The organism is Aliifodinibius sp. S!AR15-10 (assembly GCF_031569985.1).
In the GTDB taxonomy this organism is placed as follows: domain Bacteria; phylum Bacteroidota; class Rhodothermia; order Balneolales; family Balneolaceae; genus JAMQKA01.
The window spans coordinates 20,868-45,199 of record NZ_JAMQKA010000017.1; the positions used below are offsets into that span (position 1 = coordinate 20,868).

At 47.9% G+C, this 24,332-nt stretch carries 20 protein-coding genes; 18 read left to right on the forward strand and 2 right to left on the reverse strand.

Annotation, left to right across the window (positions count from 1 at the left end; all coding sequences use genetic code 11):
- Nucleotides 1–146 precede the first annotated feature (146 nt).
- A complete protein-coding gene (nhaA, locus tag NC796_RS12635) occupies nt 147–1,511 on the forward strand; it encodes a Na+/H+ antiporter NhaA (RefSeq protein ID WP_310684857.1) in 1,365 nt (454 codons plus the stop codon).
- A gap of 127 nt (nt 1,512–1,638) precedes the next feature.
- Here nhaA and NC796_RS12640 read toward each other — a convergent pair whose 3' ends face one another.
- Nucleotides 1,639–1,830, reverse strand: a complete 192-nt coding sequence (locus tag NC796_RS12640) for a hypothetical protein (protein ID WP_310684859.1) — start codon at nt 1,828–1,830, stop codon at nt 1,639–1,641.
- Nucleotides 1,831–2,600: 770 nt separating this feature from the next.
- Between NC796_RS12640 and NC796_RS12645 the strand changes: the two genes are divergently transcribed.
- The 3 genes from NC796_RS12645 (at nt 2,601) to NC796_RS12655 (ending at nt 8,517) form a co-directional block, all read left to right on the forward strand.
- Nucleotides 2,601–5,759, forward strand: a complete 3,159-nt coding sequence (locus tag NC796_RS12645; protein ID WP_310684861.1) for a SusC/RagA family TonB-linked outer membrane protein — start codon at nt 2,601–2,603, stop codon at nt 5,757–5,759.
- 37 nt (nt 5,760–5,796) lie between these two features.
- A complete protein-coding gene (locus tag NC796_RS12650; protein ID WP_310684862.1) occupies nt 5,797–7,266 on the forward strand; it encodes a SusD/RagB family nutrient-binding outer membrane lipoprotein in 1,470 nt (489 codons plus the stop codon).
- Nucleotides 7,267–7,449: 183 nt separating this feature from the next.
- A complete protein-coding gene (locus tag NC796_RS12655; protein WP_310684863.1) occupies nt 7,450–8,517 on the forward strand; it encodes a sulfatase-like hydrolase/transferase in 1,068 nt (355 codons plus the stop codon).
- Between the two features lie 180 nt (nt 8,518–8,697).
- On the opposite strand, the gene NC796_RS12660 is transcribed toward NC796_RS12655, so the two are convergent.
- Nucleotides 8,698–9,030, reverse strand: a complete 333-nt coding sequence (locus NC796_RS12660; RefSeq protein ID WP_310684865.1) for a hypothetical protein — start codon at nt 9,028–9,030, stop codon at nt 8,698–8,700.
- Between the two features lie 485 nt (nt 9,031–9,515).
- Between NC796_RS12660 and NC796_RS12665 the strand changes: the two genes are divergently transcribed.
- The 14 genes from NC796_RS12665 (at nt 9,516) to NC796_RS12730 (ending at nt 24,307) form a co-directional block, all read left to right on the forward strand.
- A complete protein-coding gene (locus NC796_RS12665; RefSeq protein ID WP_310684866.1) occupies nt 9,516–10,247 on the forward strand; it encodes a helix-turn-helix transcriptional regulator in 732 nt (243 codons plus the stop codon).
- On the forward strand, nt 10,240–11,028 hold the full coding sequence (locus NC796_RS12670) for a helix-turn-helix transcriptional regulator (RefSeq protein ID WP_310684867.1): 789 nt from the start codon (nt 10,240–10,242) through the stop codon (nt 11,026–11,028). The genes NC796_RS12665 and NC796_RS12670 overlap by 8 nt, the downstream gene beginning before the upstream one ends.
- Nucleotides 11,029–11,118: 90 nt before the next feature.
- Complete coding sequence (locus tag NC796_RS12675; protein ID WP_310684868.1) at nt 11,119–11,685, forward strand: helix-turn-helix domain-containing protein; 567 nt, start codon at nt 11,119–11,121, stop codon at nt 11,683–11,685.
- Between the two features lie 83 nt (nt 11,686–11,768).
- The gene (locus tag NC796_RS12680) at nt 11,769–11,915 is read left to right on the forward strand and encodes a hypothetical protein (RefSeq protein WP_310684869.1); all 147 of its coding nucleotides are present in this window, start codon (nt 11,769–11,771) and stop codon (nt 11,913–11,915) included.
- Between the two features lie 79 nt (nt 11,916–11,994).
- Nucleotides 11,995–12,453: a MerR family transcriptional regulator gene (locus tag NC796_RS12685; protein ID WP_310684870.1), complete on the forward strand. Its 459-nt coding sequence runs from the start codon at nt 11,995–11,997 to the stop codon at nt 12,451–12,453.
- Nucleotides 12,450–12,671, forward strand: a complete 222-nt coding sequence (locus NC796_RS26815; RefSeq protein ID WP_409070375.1) for a GDCCVxC domain-containing (seleno)protein — start codon at nt 12,450–12,452, stop codon at nt 12,669–12,671. The genes NC796_RS12685 and NC796_RS26815 overlap by 4 nt, the downstream gene beginning before the upstream one ends.
- 98 nt (nt 12,672–12,769) lie before the next feature.
- Entirely contained in the window at nt 12,770–14,713 is a 1,944-nt protein-coding gene (locus tag NC796_RS12695; RefSeq protein ID WP_310684871.1) for a heavy metal translocating P-type ATPase, read from the forward strand.
- A gap of 496 nt (nt 14,714–15,209) precedes the next feature.
- Nucleotides 15,210–16,328 carry an aminotransferase class I/II-fold pyridoxal phosphate-dependent enzyme gene (locus tag NC796_RS12700; RefSeq protein ID WP_310684873.1) on the forward strand — a complete coding sequence of 373 codons (1,119 nt, stop codon included), beginning with the start codon at nt 15,210–15,212 and terminating at the stop codon, nt 16,326–16,328.
- Between the two features lie 314 nt (nt 16,329–16,642).
- Nucleotides 16,643–18,394 carry a 2-oxoglutarate dehydrogenase, E2 component, dihydrolipoamide succinyltransferase gene (sucB, locus tag NC796_RS12705; RefSeq protein ID WP_310684874.1) on the forward strand — a complete coding sequence of 584 codons (1,752 nt, stop codon included), beginning with the start codon at nt 16,643–16,645 and terminating at the stop codon, nt 18,392–18,394.
- A 106-nt stretch (nt 18,395–18,500) separates the two neighbouring features.
- Nucleotides 18,501–19,349 carry a pantoate--beta-alanine ligase gene (gene panC / locus NC796_RS12710; protein WP_310684875.1) on the forward strand — a complete coding sequence of 283 codons (849 nt, stop codon included), beginning with the start codon at nt 18,501–18,503 and terminating at the stop codon, nt 19,347–19,349.
- A 12-nt stretch (nt 19,350–19,361) separates the two neighbouring features.
- On the forward strand, nt 19,362–19,790 hold the full coding sequence (panD, locus tag NC796_RS12715) for an aspartate 1-decarboxylase (protein ID WP_310684877.1): 429 nt from the start codon (nt 19,362–19,364) through the stop codon (nt 19,788–19,790).
- Between the two features lie 257 nt (nt 19,791–20,047).
- Nucleotides 20,048–21,433, forward strand: a complete 1,386-nt coding sequence (locus tag NC796_RS12720) for an efflux RND transporter periplasmic adaptor subunit (protein WP_310684879.1) — start codon at nt 20,048–20,050, stop codon at nt 21,431–21,433.
- Nucleotides 21,434–21,465: 32 nt separating this feature from the next.
- Nucleotides 21,466–22,830 (forward strand): ABC transporter permease, encoded by a 1,365-nt coding sequence (locus tag NC796_RS12725; protein ID WP_310684881.1) that lies wholly within the window; start codon nt 21,466–21,468, stop codon nt 22,828–22,830.
- Complete coding sequence (locus tag NC796_RS12730; protein WP_310684882.1) at nt 22,823–24,307, forward strand: TolC family protein; 1,485 nt, start codon at nt 22,823–22,825, stop codon at nt 24,305–24,307. The genes NC796_RS12725 and NC796_RS12730 overlap by 8 nt, the downstream gene beginning before the upstream one ends.
- Nucleotides 24,308–24,332: the final 25 nt, after the last annotated feature.

Here is a 24,332-nt window from a genome sequence, read left to right on the forward strand (position 1 = left end):
ATCCCGAATATAAAAGGAGCACAAGGTGTATGCCCGGATCTGTAATAATTCAGAAAGTGAAAAAAGCGGAGCTTTGATTCTTGGAACTGCAGCCCAGTAGTAATTAATAAAACTAAGAGATATACTTAATTCTAAATTCAGGAAAAGTGGAAAATTCAACGCTTGTTACTTCAGTCAGACATTTCTTCAAGAAGGAGTCAGCTGCAGGGATGATGCTCCTTCTGGCCACTGTCGCCGCTCTAATAGTGGCCAACAGCCCGCTCGGTGAGCTTTATCACCACATGATGGAGCTTCATCTTTCGTTTGGCACCACCTCATTCATGCTCGATCACTCCCTGCACGAATGGATCAACGACGGTCTAATGGCCATCTTTTTCCTTTTGATTGGGCTCGAAATAAAAAGGGAGCTGAAATACGGCGAACTTTCAACCGTGCAGTCGGCCCTGCTGCCGGTAGTGGCGGCGTTTTGCGGGGCTGCGGTGCCGGCTGTCATCTATTGGGGATTGAACGGGGGAACGGAGTTTATGAGGGGCTGGGCCATCCCGATGGCAACCGATATCGCCTTTGTAATCGGTGTGATGGCGGTGTTGGGTTCAAGGGTGCCAGTTTGGGCCAAAGTGTTTGTGACCACTATTGCCGTTGTAGACGATCTTATAGCTGTGCTGGTTATCGCCGTCTTTTATACGGATCAGATCAGCATGCAGGCACTGGGTGTGGCTGGCATCTGCCTGCTGGTATTGCTGTTTTTTAATTATAAAAATGTGAACAAACTGAGTCCCTACCTGCTGGTGGGCGCTGTCATGTGGTGGGCAGTGCTGGAGTCGGGGGTTCACGCTACCATTGCGGGTGTGGTGCTTGGTTTCGCCATTCCGGCCAGCCGGGGATGGAGCCTGGAACAACTGGCCAGCTATGCCCAGGAAGGATTTGAGCTTTTCAAGCAGGCATCGGATGATGACTTGCCGGTCACGCGAGAGCAGGCCCTGCACCATATGGACGAGACGCTGGAGCACGCCGAGTCTCCACTTCACCGCCTGGAGCATAAATTGAGCACCCCGGTTTATTTCTTCATTATGCCGTTGTTCGCGTTTGCCAATGCGGGGGTGGAATTTAATCCCGAGGTGATGGCCCATGCCTTTGCCTCCACAATTAGCTGGGGCGTCATCCTCGGACTGTTTTTTGGGAAACAGATCGGTATTTTCGGAGGAACCTGGCTGATGACCAAACTCAATTTTTCAGATTTGTCAGATAACCGGGAAACCTGGAAAGTGGTTTACGGCCTCGGACTTTTGGGAGGCATCGGGTTTACGATGTCGCTGTTCATCGCCAACCTGTCATTCACGAGTTATGAACTGCTCGAATTTTCGAAAGTAGGTATTCTAACCGGTTCCCTGGTTAGTGGACTCTGTGGCTATTACTTGCTTAGCAGGCGACCTAAGTATGGGGCGGAAACCCAGCAGACCTATGACGTGCCGGAACAAAGTACGGCTGGAGAAAAGTTAGGCGATGAGTAGTGTTGTTATTAGGTAATTGGTAAAGTGGTTATTCGTTTCCGGCTGCAGGTAGTCAGCTAAATGGACATTTCCCAATTACAAATAATTGATAACTAATAACAAATCTGTTATCCATCTTTCTGCCCCGTCATGGCTCGTTCATAAGCCAGCAGAAAATCGACCACCCCGATGAATCTGTTGCTGCTGCCGTGGTGTTTGACCAGCAGTTCCTGTTCCCCGGTCTCAAGATAGCACCCTGGTGCACATTCTTTCGCTGATTAGCAAACACCTTGGCATAGGTGATCCCCAGTGTCACATAGGTATGTGCCCTTCGACGCATACACTATGTGGCGTACTACGCATAGCCTTTGCGTAGGGCTGACCTGGTTATTGTGGAGCTTGAGATCAAGGATATCCGGATAAAGAATCGAGAGCTTCGGGATATGAAGGCGGCATTGCTGGTTGGATTTATAGCCCTTTGTTGACCCACCCTCTACTACGCCCAAGGCTTCGTAGAGCAAGCTATATTTCCTCCCTAATTATCAGGGAGGGAAACCCCTTCAACTGGATTGAGATCCTTTTGAATGCTCTTGAGCGTTGTCTGTAGAATGAGTTTGAAAAGCACAGGTTTAATTTCGTGCATCAAGACTCAGCCAACGCATCTCTCCCTGCTGGTAGGGAGAGAACAAGAGAGGGTCACCCAAAGGCAGAAATATTGAAAGGCCCAGGTTTAGTTTCGTGCTCTAATCTAATCTAGTGTCAAGTCACATTAAAAGTTTCGGTTTGCATCGAAGAGGGTGCCCGGGGAACCCACCCCGCTTTTTTCGCAACAACCGCGAAAAAACCACCCCTCCCGGGAGGGGATTTATGAAATGCGTGTTCCCAGAAAATGAGAATGTGAATTTAAACCTACTGGACGTACTATCCCTTTTTGACTAAAACAGTAGTCTATTAAAAGCAATATTTCTTTCGTTTGATAACACATATTTAATCTAGAGCTTTTGTTTTATAACAAATAGGTAACCCACCTGTAACACTTCCCTAAATCCTGAACGATAGCTTCCTCACCAACCAAATTACCAGAACACAAAAGCTTTCAGGAAGGATATAATGAAACGTTACCTATTATTACTTGGATTTCTATCCATATGCATGGTGAGCCATGCGCAGGACTACCAGTTGCGGGGAAAGGTTATTGACACCGGTGGAGAAGCTTTGCCCGGTGTCAACATTATCAAAAAAGGTACTGCCGACGGTACTTCTACTACCATAGATGGACAGTACCAAATCAGTGTATCAGAAAGTGATACCCTGGTATTTTCATTCATCGGGTATGATACCCGCATCATCCCGGTGCAGGGCAGGCGAACCCTGAATGTGACCATGAGCCTGTCGACCAATGAGATGGGAGATGTGGTTGTCACTGCACTCGGTCTGACCCAGATTAAGGAGAAGATCGGGTATTCTACCCAGGAGATCGAAACGGCCTCCATTACCAACACCAATGCCCAGAACCTCGGAAATCTCTTTACAGGGAAAGTGGCCGGCCTTTCAGTAGACAATCCCACCGGCATGTTCCAGGAGGCACAATTTTCGCTGCGCGGGAAGGAACCGCTCATCGTTGTGGATGATATCCCGGTGGAGTCGAACCTGTTTGATATCTCCAAAAATGACATCAAGGAAATCAATGTGTTGAAAGGGACGGCAGCTTCTGCACTGTACGGCGCGCGTGGTAAAGATGGTGCAATCCTTATCACTACTAAAGATGCCCAGAGTGAAGGCCTGGTGATCGACATCTCCACCAGCACCATGGTATCGGCTGGGTACACTGTGTTCCCGGAAGCCCAGAAGGAGTACGGGAACGGTTCCAACGGACAGTATGAGTTCTGGGATGGCAAGGACGGCGGCATTGCCGACGGCGACATGATCTGGGGACCTAAGTTTGAAGAAGGGAAGAAGATTGCCCAGTGGAACAGTCCGATCCTCGATACCCAGACCGCTGAAACAATCGAATGGTACGGAACAGTCGAGGGAACCAAGTATGATGACAAGTCGCGCTACGAGCGGGTGCCGATTGCATGGGAATCGCACGACAACCTCAAGGAGTTTATGCGTCCGGGGATCATTCCCAGTACGGAATTTTCTGTTGCTTACGGGAGCGACAAAGCCAAGTATCGGTTTTCCGGGAATTATTCCTACCAGCAGGGGCAGGTGCCCAACACCTCACTCAGCCGGGGCGGTGTAAGCTTTGCCTCTACATTTGAGCTGAGCCCAACGGTAACGCTCGACAATAAGCTCACCTATAACAAGGTGTATTCTCCCAACTACCCGGCGTATGGCTACGGGCCGAACAACCATATCTACACACTGTTGGTCTGGCAGGGCACCGATGTGGATCCGGATGCGCTTCGAAACAATTTCTGGGTGCCCGGGCAGGAGGGGTACAATCAAGCCAACTGGAATTACGCCTGGTACAACAACCCCTATTTTGGGGCGTACGAGCGGAACCAGGAGTACAACTCCGACGTGTACCGCGGGCAGTTTAGTTTGAAATGGGACCTGATGGAAAACCTGTACCTGCAGGCGCGCACCTCGCTTAACAAAAATGACAAGTTTGAAGACCAGGAGCGCCCCAAGTCGTACCTTCGGTATGGCGATCCACGGGATGGATTTTACAAAACCTGGAATACGGCAGGGCTTTCCCTGGATAATGATCTCAGGGTGAATTTCCAGGTTGAACCGGCCTCTTTCCTGGCTGTCAACGTGAACGCCGGGGTCAACTCCTTTTACCAGAAGTATGAAGAGTATTACAATTCCACCGACGGACTCGTCGTGCCGGGCGTCTACAGCCTGAACAATACCAACCGGAATGTGCAGGCCTCCACCCTGCTGCGCAAGAAGGCGATCCGAAGTCTCTATGCCACACTCGATCTTGAGTTTGTCGATGCTTTCTACTTGAACCTATCTGGCAGAAATGACTGGTCGTCGGCCCTGCCGGAATCCAACAACTCCTATTTCTATCCTTCGGCTTCCCTTAGTGTGATGCTGTCGAATCTGGTGGATCTACCCAGCGGCCTCGACTACCTGAAGCTCTACAGCTCCTGGGCACGGGTATCCAGCGACCTTGATCCTGACTCCAACAATCCCTACCAGACGGTGGCCTACTACCAGAAGTCGGGCGATTACAACGGGAATCCCCAGCTTAAATACCCCTCCGGCATCGTAAATCCCAATATCGAACCGCAGCAGTCGATCTCTACCGAACTGGGTTTGTCAGCTGGAATCCTCAACAACCGGGTCGATTTCGACGTCACCTACTTCAACGTGGTGGATAGAAATCAGATCATTAACCTGCCGGTATCAGAGGCCTCCGGTTTCAACAGTCGAAAAGTGAACGGCAACGAGTATACGACCAATGGCTGGGAAGTGGTCGTCAACGCATATCCAGTAGAAACAAGCAATTTTAACTGGGGCCTCACGACCAACTGGTACACCTGGGTGCGCAAACTGACAAGCATCTATGGCGACCGGGAAACCTACAATAACCTTTCGGTTGGAGAGCGCGCTGACAACTACTATGCCACCGGCTGGATGAAGTCGCCGGACGGGCAGGTAATCCTGGATGAGAAGACCGGTCTCCCAACACGCGATCCGTTTCCCCAGCTGAAGGGGCATACCAATCCCGACTGGCGATACGGCCTGCAGAACAAGTTCCAGTACAAGGATTTCACACTGGATATCGGGATCGACGGTGCCGTAGGCGGGGTCATGCGCTCCCTGACCGTCGAAAAGATGTGGTGGGGCGGCAAGCACCCGGAATCTACCACCTGGCGGGATGAGGAATACGCTGCTGGAGAGCCGGTCTATGTTCCAGAGGGCGTAAATGTGGTGAGAGGCGAGCTGAAAACCGATGTCGATGGAAATGTGATTGAGGACACTCGCGTGTTCAAACCGAATGAGACCGCCGTGGGATGGCAGCAGTGGTCGCAGAACTATCCTTATCGCGCTGCGGTAACGCAGGATGAAAGCGAGAAATTTGCCAACATCTTTGACCGCAGTTACCTCAAGCTCAGGAATGTATCGCTGACCTACGATATCAGTGACCTCTTCAAAAATGCAGGTCTTAAAAAAGTCAGCCTGACCGCTTTTGGGTATAACCTTGCGATCCTTAAAAAGGCGATCATCATTGATCCCGACTTCGGTAACGACAACAACCTGCAGGACCCCTCGACCCGTTACGTGGGACTCAAGATAGATGCAAAATTATAACGAATATAGACTCCACAACTGTTTAAACACCTGTAAAATGAGAAATTTACTTCTGACAACATTAGCATTTGTACTCTTTTTATGCTCATGCGAAGACCTGAGCGTGATCGGAGAGAATCCCAACAACGTTTCGGAGACGCCGCCCCAGCTGCTGCTGACCCAGGTACAGGAAAACGCCTTCCAGGTGCAAGGCAAAAGTCCACTCTATGCCAGCCGGATTATTGTAAGTACGGCCGGTGAAAATGAGTTGCAGTACTTCAAGTGGAACCGGGGCGACTTTGATGAATACGATCGCCTGCGCAACGTCACTAAGATGATTGAGGAGGCGCAGCGCACGGAAAAGCCAGCGTACGAAGCGCTCGGGAAGTTTTTCCGCGCCTATTACTTCTATGAGCTGACCCTCCGGTTCGGGGATATCCCGTATTCGGAGGCGCTGTCCGGGGAATCAGATGCGATCTATGAACCCAAATTTGATCCGCAAAAACAGATATTCCAGGGGATACTGGATGAGCTGGAGGAGGCGAACGGCCTCCTGGAAGATGATGACATCATTGGGGGCGACATCATCTACTCCGGGGATGCGGCCAAGTGGCGCAAGCTTATCAACTCCTTCCGGCTCAAGGTGCTGATGACGCTCTCCAATAAAGAGGGCGATGCCGATCTTGATATCGAGAACCGGTTTGCCACAATTACAGAAAATGAGCCGATTATTTCCTCTGTTGACGAAAACGGGCAGCTGGAGTTTTTCGACCAGATCGGGAGCCAGTACGGCGAGTTCAATGACAGTGATTACGGCTCGGGACTGTATGTCGACTCCACTTTTATCCAGCGGCTGCAGGATCGTCAGGATCCGCGCCTGTTTATCTACGCCGACCAGACCAAGAATGCCAAGGAGCAGGGACTGGCCACCGACGACTTTGATGCCTACGAGGGCGGGAACCCGATCGGGCAGTACGGTAAGAACGACGACAAGGCGGCGGCCGGCAACATCTCCAAGGTAGACCTGCGGTATACCATCGATCCCACCAACGAACCCCATGTGCTGCTGGGTTACTCCGAGCTGCAGCTGATCCTGGCCGAGGCTCGCGTCCGGGGCTGGATCAACAGCTCAACGGCCCAGACCTATTACGAGAACGGGGTGAGAGCTAACTTCGAATTCTATAACCGACATGCCGAGGATTATGCTTCCTATGTCAACAGTCAAAGTGCGGATACCTACCTGCAAAATGCCGAAGTAGACTTTTCCAATGCCAGTTCCGATGAAGAGCGAATTCACCTTATCGTGATTCAGAAATACCTGCGCTCCTTCCTGCAGGGAGGCTGGACGCCCTATTTCGAGCAGCTCCGAACGGGCTACCCGGAACTACTCCAGCCGCAAAGTGGGACTCCGCCCAAACGGTGGATTTACCCACAGAGTGAGTATCAAAACAACAACCAGAACGTATCGGAGGCGATCAGCCGGCAGTTTGGTGAAGGGAACGACACCATCCGCGCTACACCCTGGTGACTGCAATAATTGTAAATAAACGGCCGATCATCAGCTTGGGAGCTGGTCCCGCACTGCTGATCGGCATAATCGGTATATCGAGAATGGCAAATTATTCCGATGGTTCTTTTGAACGGTAATACATTATTTACAGCGGATAGGTGTTGCTGGAATTTTAACATCTTTAAAAATGACATCTCAAAAATGAAAATGAATAAATACCTGGCAGTTTTAGCTTTTCTCCTCTTCCTAACACTTCTTCACTTTGATGACAACAGGCTCTATGCCCAGGATAACGGGGGCGAGCAAGATAAAGTAATCCTGATCACTCTGGACGGCCTTCGGTGGCAGGAGCTTTTTACCGGTGCCGATCCCAATTTGATTGCAAATAAGTCCTATGTCTCTGATAGTACATCTTTGAAAGAGAAGTTTTGGCGTGACAATCCCGAGGCCCGACGCAAAGCGTTGATGCCGTTTATCTGGAACCGAGTCGCTGAGATGGGCACGATACATGGCAACCGCACGCTGGGCAGTAAGGTGAACCTGACCAACAACATGGTGTTTTCCTACCCGGGCTATAACGAGATCCTCACCGGCCGGGCCGACGACGAGCGGATCGACAGCAATGACAAGATGAATAATCCCAATATCACTATCCTTGAAGAGCTGAATAACATGTCAGAATACAAGGGCAAGGTTGCAGCTTTCGGTAGCTGGGATGTGTTTCCCTATATCATCAATGAGGAGCGCAGTGGCGTGCCGGTCAACGCTGGGTTTGAATCGGCCCGCGGTGATAATCTCACCAGGATCGAGAGATTTCTTAACAAAGAGCAGCCGCGCACGCCGAGTCCATGGGGCTCTGTCCGCCTGGATATGTTTACTCATAACTACGCCCTGGAGTATATGAAGCGGAAGCACCCCGATATCGTGTACATCGCCTACGGGGAGACCGACGATTTTGCCCATGATGGCGACTACCAGGCCTATCTAAACTCCGCACACAGCACCGATTCTTTTTTGCGCGAGCTCTGGAATTACACACAGGAGGACCCCTACTACAAAGATCAAACGACTTTTATCATTACTACCGACCATGGCAGGGGCACCCAGCCGCTGTATACCTGGAGAAGCCACGGAACAGATATCGAAGGCGCCGAACAGGTGTGGCTGATTATGTACGGGGCACAGATTGAACCGGAAGGCGAAGTGAAGAGGCAGGAACAGCTTTACTCCCCGGAAGTAGTTGAGATTATCAAATCAATTACATTTTAACATACGCACGATTTCTATTTGTTATAAAAAAGGGAAACGACGTTCAAGTCGTTTCCCTTGCTTGTTACCTAGGGTATAGGGTATATAGTTCACAACAGAGTATGTGAACGGCTCGTAGCTAAGATCTGGCAGACTGTTTGATCAGCCCCACCGGAATTGAAAGAAAATATTGTTGTAATCTTACCGCTGTGTTACCTGTCTGCAAACAGATCTGGCACCATAAAAGCCGGAGTACTTATACACTTGTCGGCTTAGTACGTTAACGGACATTGTTTGTTGTCCACGACCATTCTTGTATTCCATCAGTCTTGGACCGCCGTGCTCTGGGTTGGGCAGATATGCGATCATGAAGGATTTCACAATCGGTGCTCTGGATGTTATTACGTAATACTGCTTATTATACTTGATAACAGCTGCGTGAATTCCATTACCCATACAGATGCGTTCTATACTATACGCGGGATCAGCCGTAGTTGATATTGAAAGCGCGAGAGTTAAGATTATCCAAGTCATTATTACCTCCTGATTTATTTATACTGATTCACCCAATAGTCTGAAACCATTGATAAATCACGTGAGCACCTCTGCTGTAGTAAGTAGTACTGGTATTTTGGATCAGGCTTAACCAAGAACTATTTATTTTTGACGAGCGGCACCTACTTTGATCGTTTAAGCCGTCGCAACCAGTGAGTTTTAAGTAAGTTATGTTCCAGCTGCGGCGACTTGAAACCTATACGGGGATTTCGTTAAAAAGTTCTGTGGTGCGTGTTCACTTTGTAATACTACCTGATTATCTCTTGCAAGGACGAAGGTCAGTTAGTTTCATATTAGTCCTTTTCTCTTGAAATCAAGCATAATTATGAAATTATTTCATCTGATAATTTATTATCAGGACGTTTCCGTATTGTAAGATGCTGTTTTTATTTGGTTTACCATTAATTTGTATTAAATTTTATTTATGGTAAATACCCATTTTTAAGTAATTGGGAGTGTGAGTTTTGGGCGCAGGATATAACATAATCAAGGAGCGATGGAGTACGTTTTTTCCTCCCGATAGAACTTCGCAGATAGATGTCTCACTGGATGAGTTAATTAAAATAGAGAAACGGACTTTACTGCCTGCTCCTTACTTCTTCGTGTTTTTTGATTTTGAATGTTCTGACCTTCTCTATTCGAGTCCTGAAGTTAAAAAGATATTAGGACTTGAGCGTGACGTGGTAACCAAGAGCCAGGAAAGTATTTTTGAGCTAATCCTGGAGGATGAAAAGCCCGCCGTTGTTGATCAATCTCTCATAATACTAAATAACTTCTTCAGTAAAGGGAGAAAAGAATTCAATAATCGGGTGTTTATACAGGAATACCGGGTGCAAACCCTGTGGGGTGATGTTATAAATATTTTACACCAAAATGAGGTTGTAGCGTTCAGTGAGAATGATTTCCCCAAAATTTTGAAAGCCCGGTTTATTGATATGAGTTGGCTCTGCAAAGAGAAGATGGATCGCGTGGTTAAACTGTACGTCTACAATAAAAAGATTAATGATATAGAGTTTTATTGGGAGCAGAAAGTGGACACTAAATCATGCCTGCAATTGACTCCCCGCGAGAATGAAATTCAGGAATATATTAATCACGGATTTACTTCTGATCAAATTGCAAGTGAACTAAACATCAGTGTTGAGACAGTAAAAACCCATCGAAAGAACATCAAAGCCAAAAGGTTTGATGACTGAAAATGATGACTTGTTTGATTCCTACAAAGCTCTCTGGGAATCGGGAAATCGAAGAGGAACGCACCAAGTGGCTTTAGAGGACGTTCAGGAGTTGCTAACCCGTTTTGGTAGTGGGTTTGGGCCATTCTCGTATGTAGTTCAAGACTACAGCTCAGCAGATTTTTTATATGTTGGTGATTGCATAGAGCAGGTCTTGGGGTACCCGGCTGAGCTAATGTATGAGATGGGCGCAAGATTTTTCTTGGAAAAGTTGCTCATCAAAGAACACAGCAAGCTTCACTTTAAACTGTCTAAAGCGGCCTGGGAATATGTCCACCAGATGCCGCCTCACCAGATGTTGATGACATCCGCTAATTTTGACCATATTTCACGGAAAAAATCGGGAGAACTGGCACGTACGCTCACCCGGCAAATTGTGGTCCGGCTCGACGATGATCAAAAGATATGGCTCTGTTTGGCCTTATTCACTGACATATCACATCTAAAAACGCCAGATATCAATGATCCTCCTCAGGTATCTATGTTTATCCCAAAAACAAACGACATGCTGGTCTACAATAGTGCTTCTGAAAGCATGATCAACCTGGATATTCTTACAAACAGGGAGAGAGAAATCTCACAGCTTTATGCGGCAGGTAAATCATCCGGAGAAATAGCCGATGAGCTGTTCATTAGTGTGTATACGGTACAAACACATCGTACTCATTTACTGGAAAAGACCGGCTGTAAAAACCTGGCAGAACTAATACATTTCTCCAAGTGTCACATGATAGGCTATTGAATTTTTATTTCCCAAATTCGTTTCAGGTATTATCATGCCATTGGACACTTGTGGTAATAGTTTTAAAACTTTCTTTTAACTTATAAGCCTATGGACCAAAAACATTTTCATATTAAAAATATGGTGTGTAGCCATTGCGCTGAAGTGCTGGAGGAAAAACTGATCGATGCCGGCTTCGAGGTGCAAAAAATTGAGCTCGGCGAGTTGCTCCTTGCTGAACCTGTGGATGAAGTTGACTATAGCCGGCTGGTGTCAGTTATAAGGGACAACGGGTTTGATCTTATCGACGATGAAAACAGCCGTATAGTGGAAAAAATAAAACATTATATCATACAACAGGTTCGTTCGGGACAGCCCCTCGAGATGAATCTTTCGGAATATCTCGCTGAAAATATCCAAAAGGATTACCAGCAACTCAGTCGGCTTTTCTCTGCAGTGGAGGGTAAATCCATTGAGCGCTACTTCATCCTGCAAAAAATTGAACGGGCCAAGGAGCTGATCGTCTATGATGAAAAAACGCTTAGCGAAATTGCCCTGGAGCTCGATTACAGTAGCCAGCAGCACTTCTCGCGCCAGTTTAAAAAAGAGACCGGACTTTCCCCCTCCCATTTTAAAGAAGTCAAGGAAAACAAGCGGACTTCTATCGATCAGCTGTAATTTGGGAAAACACTTGACTCTCGACCATGGTACAGGCCTTATATTTCAAGTGAATCACTAATTTGAAATAAAAAAGGACCATTATGCCACTTAAAAAAGGAGAAGTCTATCAATGTCCAGATGAAAACTGCGGGTGCGAGATTACTGTTACGAAAGGTGCACCCAGTGATTGTTCGGGAACTCAAAATCCAACATGCTGTTGTGGTAAAACCATGGTTAAAAAAGAGTAAATTTATGGCAGCTGGGATATAAACCGGCTGCTTAAATAAGCTCCAGTGGGCTTTTAAATTCCAGTTAAGCATTAAGAAGATGAGAGAAGACAGAGAAAAGAAGTATGAGGGGATAACTACGTTTAAGATTGGTGAAGTGGCACGAAAAGCAAATGTCAATAAAGAGACCGTGCGTTATTATGAAAAACGTGACCTGATCCCCAAACCCGACCGCCGACGATCCGGATACCGTATTTTTACTCAGCGTCATATCGACCAACTCAGGTTCATAAAACGAGCCCAGGAGTTGGGTTTTACGCTTAGTGAAATTAAGGAACTGCTGGAATTGCGGATGGATGAAGGCACAACGTGCAATGAAATAAAAGCAGAGGCCGAGAAAAAGTACCGGGATGTGGTTGACAAAATGAACGATCTTCAGCAAATAAAAGAAACACTGTTAGAGTTGATTGACAGCTGCGATAAAAACGGTCCAATAGGTGAATGTCCTATTCTTGAAGCGCTTGAAGGAGAAAATGAAACCGGTAGAAACCTGAGATGAAAGACGATCAACCCAACATTAAATATGAATCTACGATCACCTGTCCGCAATGTGGCACCTGTTCGAAAGAAACAATGCCTGCCGATTCGTGCCAGTATTTTTGGGAATGTCCCGGTTGTGGAAACCTGTTGAAACCGGAGAAAGGTGACTGCTGCGTGTTCTGTTCATTTGGAGACCACCCATGCCCGCCTGTTCAACGCGGTAATAGCTGTTGCTAACATAATCCTGCACAAGATTTACATAAAGATGTAAGAGCAATTTCTGAATATGGGGTATCTTTGGATAGATTGTAATATCCAAGAACTGAAATAGCAGAATGGTATCATTCCTCACAAAGTATAAAGAAGCTGCCGCCAGCGCATTATTGTTGGTCGCGGCATTAATTTTAGAGCATGCTTTCTCTTTCCCGAACCAACATTATGTGTACCTGACACTGTATGGACTTTCCTATCTGGTGGTTGGCGGTCCGGTGTGGATGAGTGCATTCAGATCTATTAAAAAAGGGACCATTTTCAGCGAATTTCTGCTGATGGGCATCGCCACGGTTGGGGCTTTTGCAATTGGTGAATATGCCGAGGGTGTGGCTGTAATGCTTTTTTATATGATCGGCGAATACGCACAAAGCAATGCTGTTCACCGGGCGCGGCATTCTATTAAAACACTCATCGACCAGCAGCCCGATGTTGCGATGGTTGAACGAGATGGAGTGGCCCTAATGTTGCACCCTTCCAAAGTCAAGGTAGGTGAAGTTATTCAAGTCAGGCCGGGCGAAAAGGTGCCGCTGGATGGCGAACTGCTTACCGAAAAAGCTTCGTTCAACACGGCGGCACTGACGGGCGAATCCAAGCCGATGTCGAGGAAGTCAGGCGACGAAATATGGGCGGGATCCATCAACCAGGATCAGCCGGTTCGCATCAAAGTGACCAGCAGGCATGAGGATACCAAGTTGTCCAACATCCTGGAGATGGTACAAGAGGCTGCCCAGCGAAAAGCCCCGACGCAGCGGTTTATGACCAAATTTGCCCGGGTGTACACCCCCATTGTGGTGTGGCTGGCAGTGGGATTAACGTTTCTGCCCTATCTGATGGTTGACACCTACCTGTTCCAGGAGTGGTTTTATCGCGCTCTTGTCTTTCTGGTAATTTCATGTCCCTGTGGACTGGTGATATCGATTCCGCTCGGCTATTTTGGTGGAATTGGAGCGGCTTCGCGCAACGGCATACTGCTCAAGGGTTCGGATTACCTGGATCAGCTCAGAAAAATGAAGACCCTGTTTTTGGATAAAACCGGAACGCTCACGGAAGGTAGTTTTGAGGTTCAGGAGATCCACCCGGTAAATGGATACAGCAAAGAGGAGCTTTTGCAATTGGCCGCCTCACTGGAACAACAGTCCACTCACCCCATCGGCAAGGCGATCTTGAACCGAAGCAATGGGCAATTGCTGCACGATGTGGAGGGGCAGCAGGAGATCTCCGGAAAGGGACTCAAAGGTCGAATCGATCAACGTGAAGTGCTCCTCGGAAACCGGCAGTTGTTAGTGGACAACGGCATCAAGATTCAAGCCAATGGATTTAGTGATCCCAACACCTATGTATACCTGGGGGTTGACGGGAAACACGCAGGTACGATCAGTATTGCCGATCGCATCAAAGAGGACAGCAAGCAGGCGATTGACAAGCTCCGATCCCTGGGTGTTAATGAGCTCATCATGCTTTCTGGTGATAACCAGGATGTCGTTGATCATGTGGCCGGGAAACTTGGGCTGGATGCGGCCTATGGAAGTCTGCTCCCCGACCAAAAGTACAAGCACGTGGAACAAGCGTTGCACCCGTCCAAAACAGTGGGCTTCATCGGTGATGGTGTGAACGATGCCCCGGTCATCACACTGGCGGATGTCGGTATCGCCATGGGTGGTATCGGCTCGGATGCTACCGTCGAAACGGCCGATGTGGTCATTCAAACCGATCAGCCGTCAAAAATTCCGGTTGCCATCGATATTGCCCGCTTCACCCACCGTGTGGTCTGGCAGAATATCGGCTTTGCCCTGGGAATCAAGGTGCTCATTATGGGGCTGGCGATGGTGGGCTTTGCCTCAATGTGGGCCGCAATTTTCGCCGATGTGGGCGTAGCACTGATCGCTATCGCAAATGCAATCCGTATCCAAAATAAGTTCTCAGATTCGTCAAGTTGGGGGCTAAGTGGTTCATCCTCTCAAGGGTTATCCTCTGAAGCACCCGCCACCTGTTGTGATGCTTGTTGATTGGAAATACGTTGAGGTTGAAATGTTGAGCCGTTGAATGGTCGAGCAGGGAAACTTCAAAGTTGATGTGTACCGGCCTTTCTTCGTTGGGAGGCAGTTGCACTCCCGACCTAGGAAATACGAAGGATCAATTGCCCTGCTGACTACGGTCAAATGGTCTGTATGACTACCGTCAATTACTCATTTTGACTACCGTCATACTGCCTGAATGACTATCGTCGAATAGCCAATGTGACGATAGTCAAATAGATCATATGACTACGTCATGAAGGCTGTACGACGCCGTCGCATAGCCTTTACGACGGCGTGACGTGGTTATTTTGGCCTTTTACACACTTCACTACTGAATAACAGGTAATGGGCGGTTGGAGTATCTTATGGGTTGAAATAATTTCAGTTAAATTCATTCTTCATAACAGTAGATGCTTCATCCCTGGCTTTAAATTCTTACCTTCGCTATCCCAAACCATTCAGCCCAAATCAATTCAAAAATACTATGCGCCTCGAAACCAAAGCCATTCACTCCGGACTCGATGTTCTCAAGGAATCAATAGCCGTTGTCCCCCCACTGAATACGAGTACAATTTTTGAACACGATCAACAAGGGTCCCAGCCCGGTGATCTTAACTACACGCGGGCGCAGAATCCCAATCGGGCCCAGTTGGAAGCTTTGATAGCAGATCTGGAAGAGGGGGAGGCTTGTGCCACGTTTTCTTCGGGGGTTGCTGCTGCAGCAGCCGTGTTCCAGGCCCTCGAACCTGGTGATCATGTGATTATGCCAGAGGATGTTTACCACGGCAATCGTCAGCTGATGAAGCAGCTGATGACTCCCTGGGGGCTGCAATGTGATTACGTAGATATGACGGATCTCAACAAGGTTGAGGATGTCATTAATAGTGACACCAAGCTGCTTTGGATCGAGACGCCGTCAAACCCAATGCTTTTGATCAGTGATATTGCCGAACTTTGCAAGCTGGCCAAGTCGAACGACCTGCTGGTTTGCGTTGATAACACCTGGCCAACACCGGTCAACCAGCTGCCGTTGGAGCTGGGAGCGGATCTTTCTCTGCATTCCACAACCAAATATTTTGGAGGTCACAGCGATATTTTGGGGGGAGCTGTGGTAGCCAAACAGGAAGAGGGTATATTTAAACGAATTCGTCAAATTCAAATTACCGCTGGCGCGGTACCTTCTCCACGCGATTGCTGGCTGCTTTCCCGCAGTATTCGCACTCTACCCTACCGGATGCGGGGGCATAACGAAAATGCCGGTCACGTGGCCCGGTTTTTACAGGACCATCCCAAAGTGGACAGGGTATTTTATCCTGGGCTCGAGAGCGATCCCGGTAACGAAATTGCCAAAAACCAGATGAATGGATACGGAGGTATGGTTTCCTTTCTCTATTCCGGCAAAAAGGAACAGACGATCCGTGCCGTCGGTCGTTCCGAGTTAATTTTACGCGCAACCAGCCTGGGCGGGGTCGAAAGTACATGGGAGCACCGACGCAGCAGTGAAGGGGAAGATTCCACTACCCCGCAGAATCTTATTCGAATCAGTGTGGGACTGGAACACCCCGAAGATCTCCTTGAGGATTTGGGAAAGGCATTGGGATAGGGGGTGTTTTTAAACTAATAGGTTCACTATTATGAATGATAGGCTGGATTACAGTTAATTTTTTTAGGCACAAAACCGGTATGTGGCTTAATTTTAGTTTTATATCTGGTCTTCCAAAGGTAATAATACTATCCCCTGTTTATCTGGTATAAACGCATGTTTTAACCTTGAAACAGACTCTTTATTCGCTAAGCAATACCTGAGACTGCTATTTTGAACTCATTTCATTAATTCCCATCTTTGACTGCTGATTTTCTACACAATTTTGAAGATATTTTAGAGCATAAACCTAACAGACATAATCCGGAAGCAGCATGGCCAGAGTAGAAGTTGAAATGCCCCAGATGGGCGAATCGGTAATGGAAGGCACCGTCATAGAATGGGCCAAAAATGTAGGGGATGAAATTGAAGAAGATGAGACTCTCCTTGAAATAGCTACCGACAAGGTAGATACCGAAATTCCTTCCCCAAAATCGGGTATCATTGTTGAAATTTTAGCCGAAGAAGGCGATACCATTGAAGTGGGACAGGTTATCGCTGTCATAGAAACCGACAAGGAAGCTGCAGAGTCGGTTAGTGGCAATGGCCAGGCTGACACGGAGGAAACAGAAGAAACAGAGACGGAAGCTGTAGCCGAAGATACCATTGATGAACAGGCAGAAGAGCAGGCTCCTGCTGCCACAGCCCAGGCCGGTGATGGCGAAGGCGAGCGGCTGGAAGTGACTATGCCCCAGATGGGCGAATCGGTCATGGAGGGCACTGTTATTGAATGGGCAAAAAGCGTGGGCGATACGGTTGAGGTGGATGAGCCCCTGCTCGAAATTGCGACGGATAAAGTAGATACCGAAATTCCATCTCCGCACGCCGGAACGTTGGTTGAGATTTTAGCTGAAGAGGGCGATACGGTAGAAGTGGGACAAGCAATTGCCATCATCGCGACTGGCAAGGTGTCTGCCACACCAAAAGATACTGAAACTACTCCGCCTGAATCTACGGAGTCGGCTCCTGCAGAAGAAGAGCAAGAGCAGCCGGTGGCAGCCAGCGCCAATGGTGCTGTCGCCGAGGGATCGGAACCGCAGCGCATCGGCAGTGACGGGCGTTTCTATTCGCCCCTGGTTCGATCCATCGCTAAAGAAGAAGGTATTACCCAGGAAGAACTGGAAAGCATTGAAGGGTCCGGACAGGGCGGCCGCGTTTCCAAAGAGGATATTATGGCGTACCTGGAGGATCGGAAAGCCGGCAAGACTGCGACACAAGAAACACCGGCATTATCAAAACCAGCCAGTTCCGGCAAAGAGCAATCCATATCGGCTGGAGAGTTGAATGTGCAGCGGCCCTCCCAAAATGTTGAGATCCTCAAGATGGACCGGATGCGCAAAACCATTGCCGAGCATATGGTTCGCTCCAAACAAACTTCGGCACACGTAACCACATTTGCGGAGGCGGATGTAACCAATCTGGTGCGATGGCGAGAGGCCAACAAGAAAGAATTTTACGAACGAGCCGGAATCAAACTGACATTTACTCCGCTGTTCCTCGAAGCATTTATACAGGCGATCCGTGAATTTCCGCTGATCAACAGCTCGGTGGATACCGATAACGACCAGATTTTATTAAAGCGTGATATCAATTTTGGTATTGCTGTGGCATTGGGTGAAGGTGGCAAGGGTGGACTGATTGTGCCGGTCATAAAGCAGGCCCAGGACAAGAACCTGGTGGGGCTGGCCAAAGAAGTTAGTGAACTTGCCAAGAAAGCGCGTACCAAAAACCTGAACCCGGACGATCTCGTCGGTGGAACCATTACACTGACAAACTACGGCAGTGTGGGTAACCTGATGGGAACCCCGATTATAAACCAGCCACAGGTGGCTATTGTGGGAACCGGCGTCATTGAAAAACGGCCGGTTGTGATGGAGACGGACGGCGGTGATGTCATTGCGATCCGCCACATGATGTACCTCTCCATGAGCTACGACCACCGCATCATCGACGGTGCACACGGCGGAGCATTCTTGAACCGGGTGACCGAACTGCTTGAGAATTTCGATACCGACCGGGCTGTATAATTAATGATTTACAGCAGGACGAGCAGGGAAGTACAATCAAAACAAAAAAAGTAATTGTAAAGCGGCATGACTATCGTGCCGCTTTTTCTTTGTCTTTCGTTGAACTATGGAAGCGATAAATTCAATTGAGGAAATTCGTAATCGCCTCCGCTCGCTAAAAGAGCAGGGCAAAACAGTGGGCTTTGTTCCCACCATGGGCGCACTGCATGAAGGGCATCTGTCGTTGATTCGCATCGCAAAGGAGATGGCTGATGCAGTGGTGGTGTCGATTTACGTAAATCCCGAACAGTTTGGGCCTGATGAAGATTACGACCAGTATCCCCGTCAGCTTGAAAGTGATCTCGAGATATGCAGGGAGGAAGGGGTAGAAGCTGTTTTCGCTCCCAGTGATGAGATCATGTATACCGATAAAAAATTTATCCGGATCGAGGTGGACGAGCTAAAGGATCATATGGACGGGGCCTCTCGACCGGGTTTTTATGAGGGGATTCTGCTGGTTGTGAACAAGCTCTTTAACATTATAGAGCCGGATGTAGCTGTCTTTGGCCAAAAAGATATTCAGCAGTACCGAATCCTGGAACGCATGGCGCTGGAAATGAATCACGGCGTGGACATGGTTATGGCACCGATTAAACGCGCAAATGACGGGCTGGCCCTGAGTAGTCGTAATGCCTACCTGAGTGAAGAAGAACGATTGCAGGCCCCGGCATTGTTTAGGTCACTCCGGTATGTGGAAAAACAGATCAAAGACGGGGTTACAACTCCCAAGTTGCTCATAGATCATCAAAAAAGTGAACTTCAGGCAAAAGGTTTTAAAATTGATTATTTTAATGTGTTTACGCTCGAAGAGATGGCTCCTGTTGAGAAATTGACAGAAGGGCAAACATATATTATTGCCGGGGCCGTTTACCTGGGGACAACGCGATTGATTGACAACCTGATTATTGAATTTTAGTATTTTCTGATTATGAAATTGACGATGTTCAAATCCAAGCTGCACCAGATGAAGGTGACTGAATCAAATCTTCATTACGAAGGCAGTATAACTATTGATCAAGACCTGCTTGATAAGGCAGGAATCCTACCTTATGAAAAGGTGCAGGTTCTGAATATCACTAACGGGAATCGCCTGGAAACTTATACCATTCCCGGCGAACGGGGAGCCCGAACGTGCTGCCTTAACGGGGCGGCCGCTCGACTTACCCAGGTGGGCGATCGCATCATCGTGATTTCATATGCTGAAATGACACCGGAAGAGGCTAAACAGCACAAACCCAAAGTAGTGGTGGTAGACGAAAACAATGAGCCCAAAACCATTGTCGATGAGACCGAATACGCCACCAGTTATGACCTGGAAAAAGGAGTTGTGGATAATACTATTAATAAAGAGTCATAACGCTTCTTCATTTTTTTAATCAGGGGTTGTAAAAAGCTTACACTTTTTTATCCTTTTTGTAACTTGGCTTTCATTTCAGTTGTAGACTAATTATCCTTTGATCACGTTAACATCATGAGTCAGGTCCTGCTGCCGATAATATGTCGGGCGGTTGCATGGAGAGATCTTCAAAATTGGTTCAGAATTGATACAGTATTAGCACCAAGTTGTTCTGTATTCTTCTGTGTATCTAACTCAAATCGTGTATTCACTGAATTATGAATTTTCTACAAGATAAAAAATACCTTTACTTGGGCGGTGGCCTTGCGTTACTATTCATCTTTTGGATGGCGTTGGGAACTGAGTCGAGCGACGCACCGGTTATTTATACAACAGCTAAAAAGGGAACATTTGAAGTCACGGTAACAACCTCCGGGGAGTTGCGTGCCAAAAATTCCACAAGCATTCGTGGGCCGGAAGGCATCAGGGAGTTCCGGATTTATAATGTGCCTATCCAGCGATTGGTACCAGAAGGGACAGTGGTTGAAAAGGGAGATTTTGTGGCAGAGCTTGATCGATCGGAAATTTCCAGCAACTACCAGGATCAGCTGCTGGAGTTGGAAGAAGAGGAATCAGCCTATGAAATTGCCCAGCTGGACAGTTCACTAACCCTTTCGGAAGCACGTGACAACCTTGTGAACCTGGAATATGCCCTTGAAGAGGCCGAAATAGCAGTCGAACAGTCAAAATATGAATCACCGGCTGTACAGCGACAGGTGCAGATCGATTATGAACGGGCACAACGTGAACTTCAGCAGGCTCGAAAGAACTATAGAACACGAGTTCAGCAGGAGGTGGCCACTCTGCGGGAGATTGAAGCAGATCTGAAACAGGAACGCCGCGAGGTTCAGAGAATCCGCGAGATTATGGAGCGATTTACGATCTATGCCCCGGAAAACGGTATGGTTATCTACAAGCGAAACCGGGATGGTAGCAAAATCACGGAGGGAAGTTCCATTAGTGCTTGGGATCCCACCGTGGCAGAACTTCCCGATTTCAGCGTGATGAATTCTGTTACCTTTGTTAACGAGGTGGATATCCAAAGTATTCGATCTGGTCAAAAAGTGGATATCGGCCTGGATGCGATGCCCGAGAAAAAACTAACAGGTGTGGTAACCAGTGTGGCCAATATCGGGGAACAGCGTCCTAATTCTGATTCCAAGGTATTCCAGGTAATCATCGAGGTTAATGAGCCTGATACCACACTTCGTCCTTCGATGACCACCAGTAACACAATCCACGTAAACACACTGGATGACGCACTTTTCGCCCCATTGGAGACCATCCATACCGTTGATTCTCTTAACTATGTGTTCAAGCGAGATGGAATGGATGTGATTATGCAGCAGGTCGTTTTGGGTATGATGAACGACAATGATGTTGTTATTAAAGAGGGCGTGGCGCTTAATGATCAGCTATATCTTTCAACCCCCGCCGACACGGCTGGAATTGCCCGTCAGCATCTGCCCGCTGAAGTTCTTGACCAGTATAAAAAGCAGGAAGAACTGGAGACGCCTGACAATTCAGCCGGGGAACAGCAGGAAATATCGGAAGACTTTCCACAACGCGGTAATGCGGGCAACCCAGCCGGTGGTCAACAGTAAGCAATCCCTATTCATAATTAAGGAGCGTTATTTTGCTACAGATTATACTATATAACCTGGATATCGCCCTGGATGCGATACGTCAAAACAAGATGCGGTCATTTTTGACTTCACTCGGTATCATTTTTGGGGTGGCATCTGTGATTGCTATGCTGGCAATCGGTCGCGGGGCGCAGGAGGAAGTGCTGAGCCAGATGAAGCTACTGGGCACCAACAACGTGATCATTCAACCGGTAGTGCAACAGGTTGAAGGTGAGGTTACGCAGGGAGCAGCTTTGCAACAGGAGAAAAACAAATACTCTCCGGGCCTCACACTGGCCGATATGCAAAGTATAAAAGAGATAATTCCACAGGTTGCTTATGTGAGTCCGGAAATTATTTATGAAACCTCTTTCATCAGAAATGGCCGGATGCGTTCCGGTAAACTGGTTGGGGTGAATAAGAACTATTTTGATATCAATAATTTTGAAATCGTGCAGGGAGGGAAATTCTCCGATCTGCAGCTGGAGGATTCGGAACCGGTGTGCATCATTGGTTCCGATGTGCAAACAAGATTTTTTGCCGGTGAAGATCCGGTCGGTAAAAGGATCAAGGCGGGGAATGTTTGGTTAACTGTAGTTGGAGTGCTAGGTAAAAGGGAACTAACTACCGAAAGCATTCAAAACCTGGGCATCCGAAATTACAACCTGGATATTTTTGTACCGGTGACTTCGGCATTGTTGAGATACAAAAACCGGTCGCTGGTGACCGGGCAGGAGATACAGCAGGCCGCCGCCCAGCGAAATGAAAATAATGACAACCAGAACAACACGAGTAGCTCCAGCAGCCAGTCTACGGTGAACAATTACCATCAGATTGATAAACTCATTGTGCAGGTTACCGACACACGATACAGCGTGCCGATCGCCGAGATCATCAGGAATATGCTGCAGCGTCGCCACAACTCGGTAATCGATTTTGAGGTGATTGTACCCGAGTTGTTGCTGAAACAGGAACGGCGCACGCAGGAAATTTTTAACATTGTACTATCCTCAATCGCCTCGATATCGCTCATTGTGGGAGGCATCGGGATCATGAATATTATGTTGGCTTCTGTTGTAGAGCGTTACCGAGAAATTGGCGTACGGCGCGCGGTGGGAGCCCAAAAGCGGGATATTCATTTACAGTTTTTGACCGAAGCACTTGCCATCAGTATTACCGGGGGACTGATCGGCATTTTCCTTGGCATCGCTTTTAGCTACCTGATCGAAATGACAGCTGGAATCCTGACGATTGTTTCTTTGATGTCCATACTGATTTCTTTCGGTGTAGCGATGGCTATAGGAGTTATTTTCGGGTTCTTCCCCGCTAAACGAGCAGCCGAACAAGATCCAGTACACGCATTACGTCATGAATAATATGATCAAGAAAATTACTCTCCTCGCTTTACTGTTGGCATTATTTTCGGGAACATCAACGGCACAGTCTGGCCAGAGTTTGGGCACGCTAACTCTGCAGGAGTGTATCGATATTGCCCAAGAACAGAGCCCTGTTGCCCAGGCCGCACGGTATGCCTTGTCGGCCAGCCGCTGGGAGTTCCAATCATATAGAGCTGACCTGTTGCCGGGGTTATCGATCACTGGTGATGCCCCCAATTTTAATAAAAGCATTTTTTCGAATGTCCTCGATGACGGGTCTGTAACGTTCTCATCCCGGCGTCAATCTGAAGCTTCTACTACGGTATCAATCGACCAAAATATTTTGCAAACCGGTGGACGGTTGTCAGTTTCTTCCGGGATAACACGACTTGGAATTTTTGAAAATGAAAACACGTATCTCTGGCAGAGTACTCCCCTTGTGCTTGGTTTCCAACAACCCATATTCGGATTTAACAGCTTGAAATGGCGCACCCGCTTGGAACCGCTCCAATATGAAATTTCCCAGAAAGAATATGTTGAAGATATGGAGGGCTTGGCCGTTATGGTTTCCGAGCGCTTCTTTGATGTTCTATTGGCCCAGATTAACCTTGAAAATGCCGAATTTAATGTAGCGCGTAACGATTCAATCTACCAGATTTCACAAGGCCGTTACAATGTGGGAAGTATTGCTGAAAACGAACTGCTGCAAAGTGAGCTGGCCCTGCGAAATGCCGAGGCTGAATTGACAAGGTCACGGTTAGAGTACGACAGAAGTCTCAATGAATTTAAGATTATCCTCGGCTATCCCACCTCGTTGGAACTGGACATAACGCCACCGGAGCAACTCCCGGAGCTGGATATCAGTGTTGAACAGGCCAAGGAACTGGCGATACAAAACAACAGTGAGGCGCTCAACTACCGCTTGAGTGAGCTGCAGGCTGACCGCGATTATGCCCAGGCGCAAAGTGAGAGTAATTTTACTGCAACGCTGGTAGCCAATTACGGGCTGAATCAAACGTCTTCAGAGTTTTCACAACTGTATGAAAATCCAGAGAACCGCCAGTTCATTACTGTGGGATTTGAAGTGCCGATTTTTAACTGGGGAAAACAAGAGGCACAAATCAATGCTGCCCGAAACCAGCAGCGGGAGGTTGCCAACAGCATAGAATTTCAACGGCGCCAGTTTAACCAGCAGGTGGAGTACACTGTCAGCCAGTTCCTGCAGCTTAAAGATCAGGTGCTGCTGGCCGCCCAGTCCGACACCATCGCCCAAAGGCGATACAATGTAGCCCAGAACCGGTACCTCATCGGAAAGATTGATATAACGAATCTCTTCATTGCGCAGAATGAGAAAGATGCGGCGCGCCAGGAGTATATCCGGGCCCTGCGGGACTTCTGGACCGGCTGGTATGAACTGCGTGAACTTACGCTTTATGATTTCCAGGACGGGGAGCCGATTCGTTACAGCACCTATTGATGGGACATGCAGGGTTTCTTGTCAC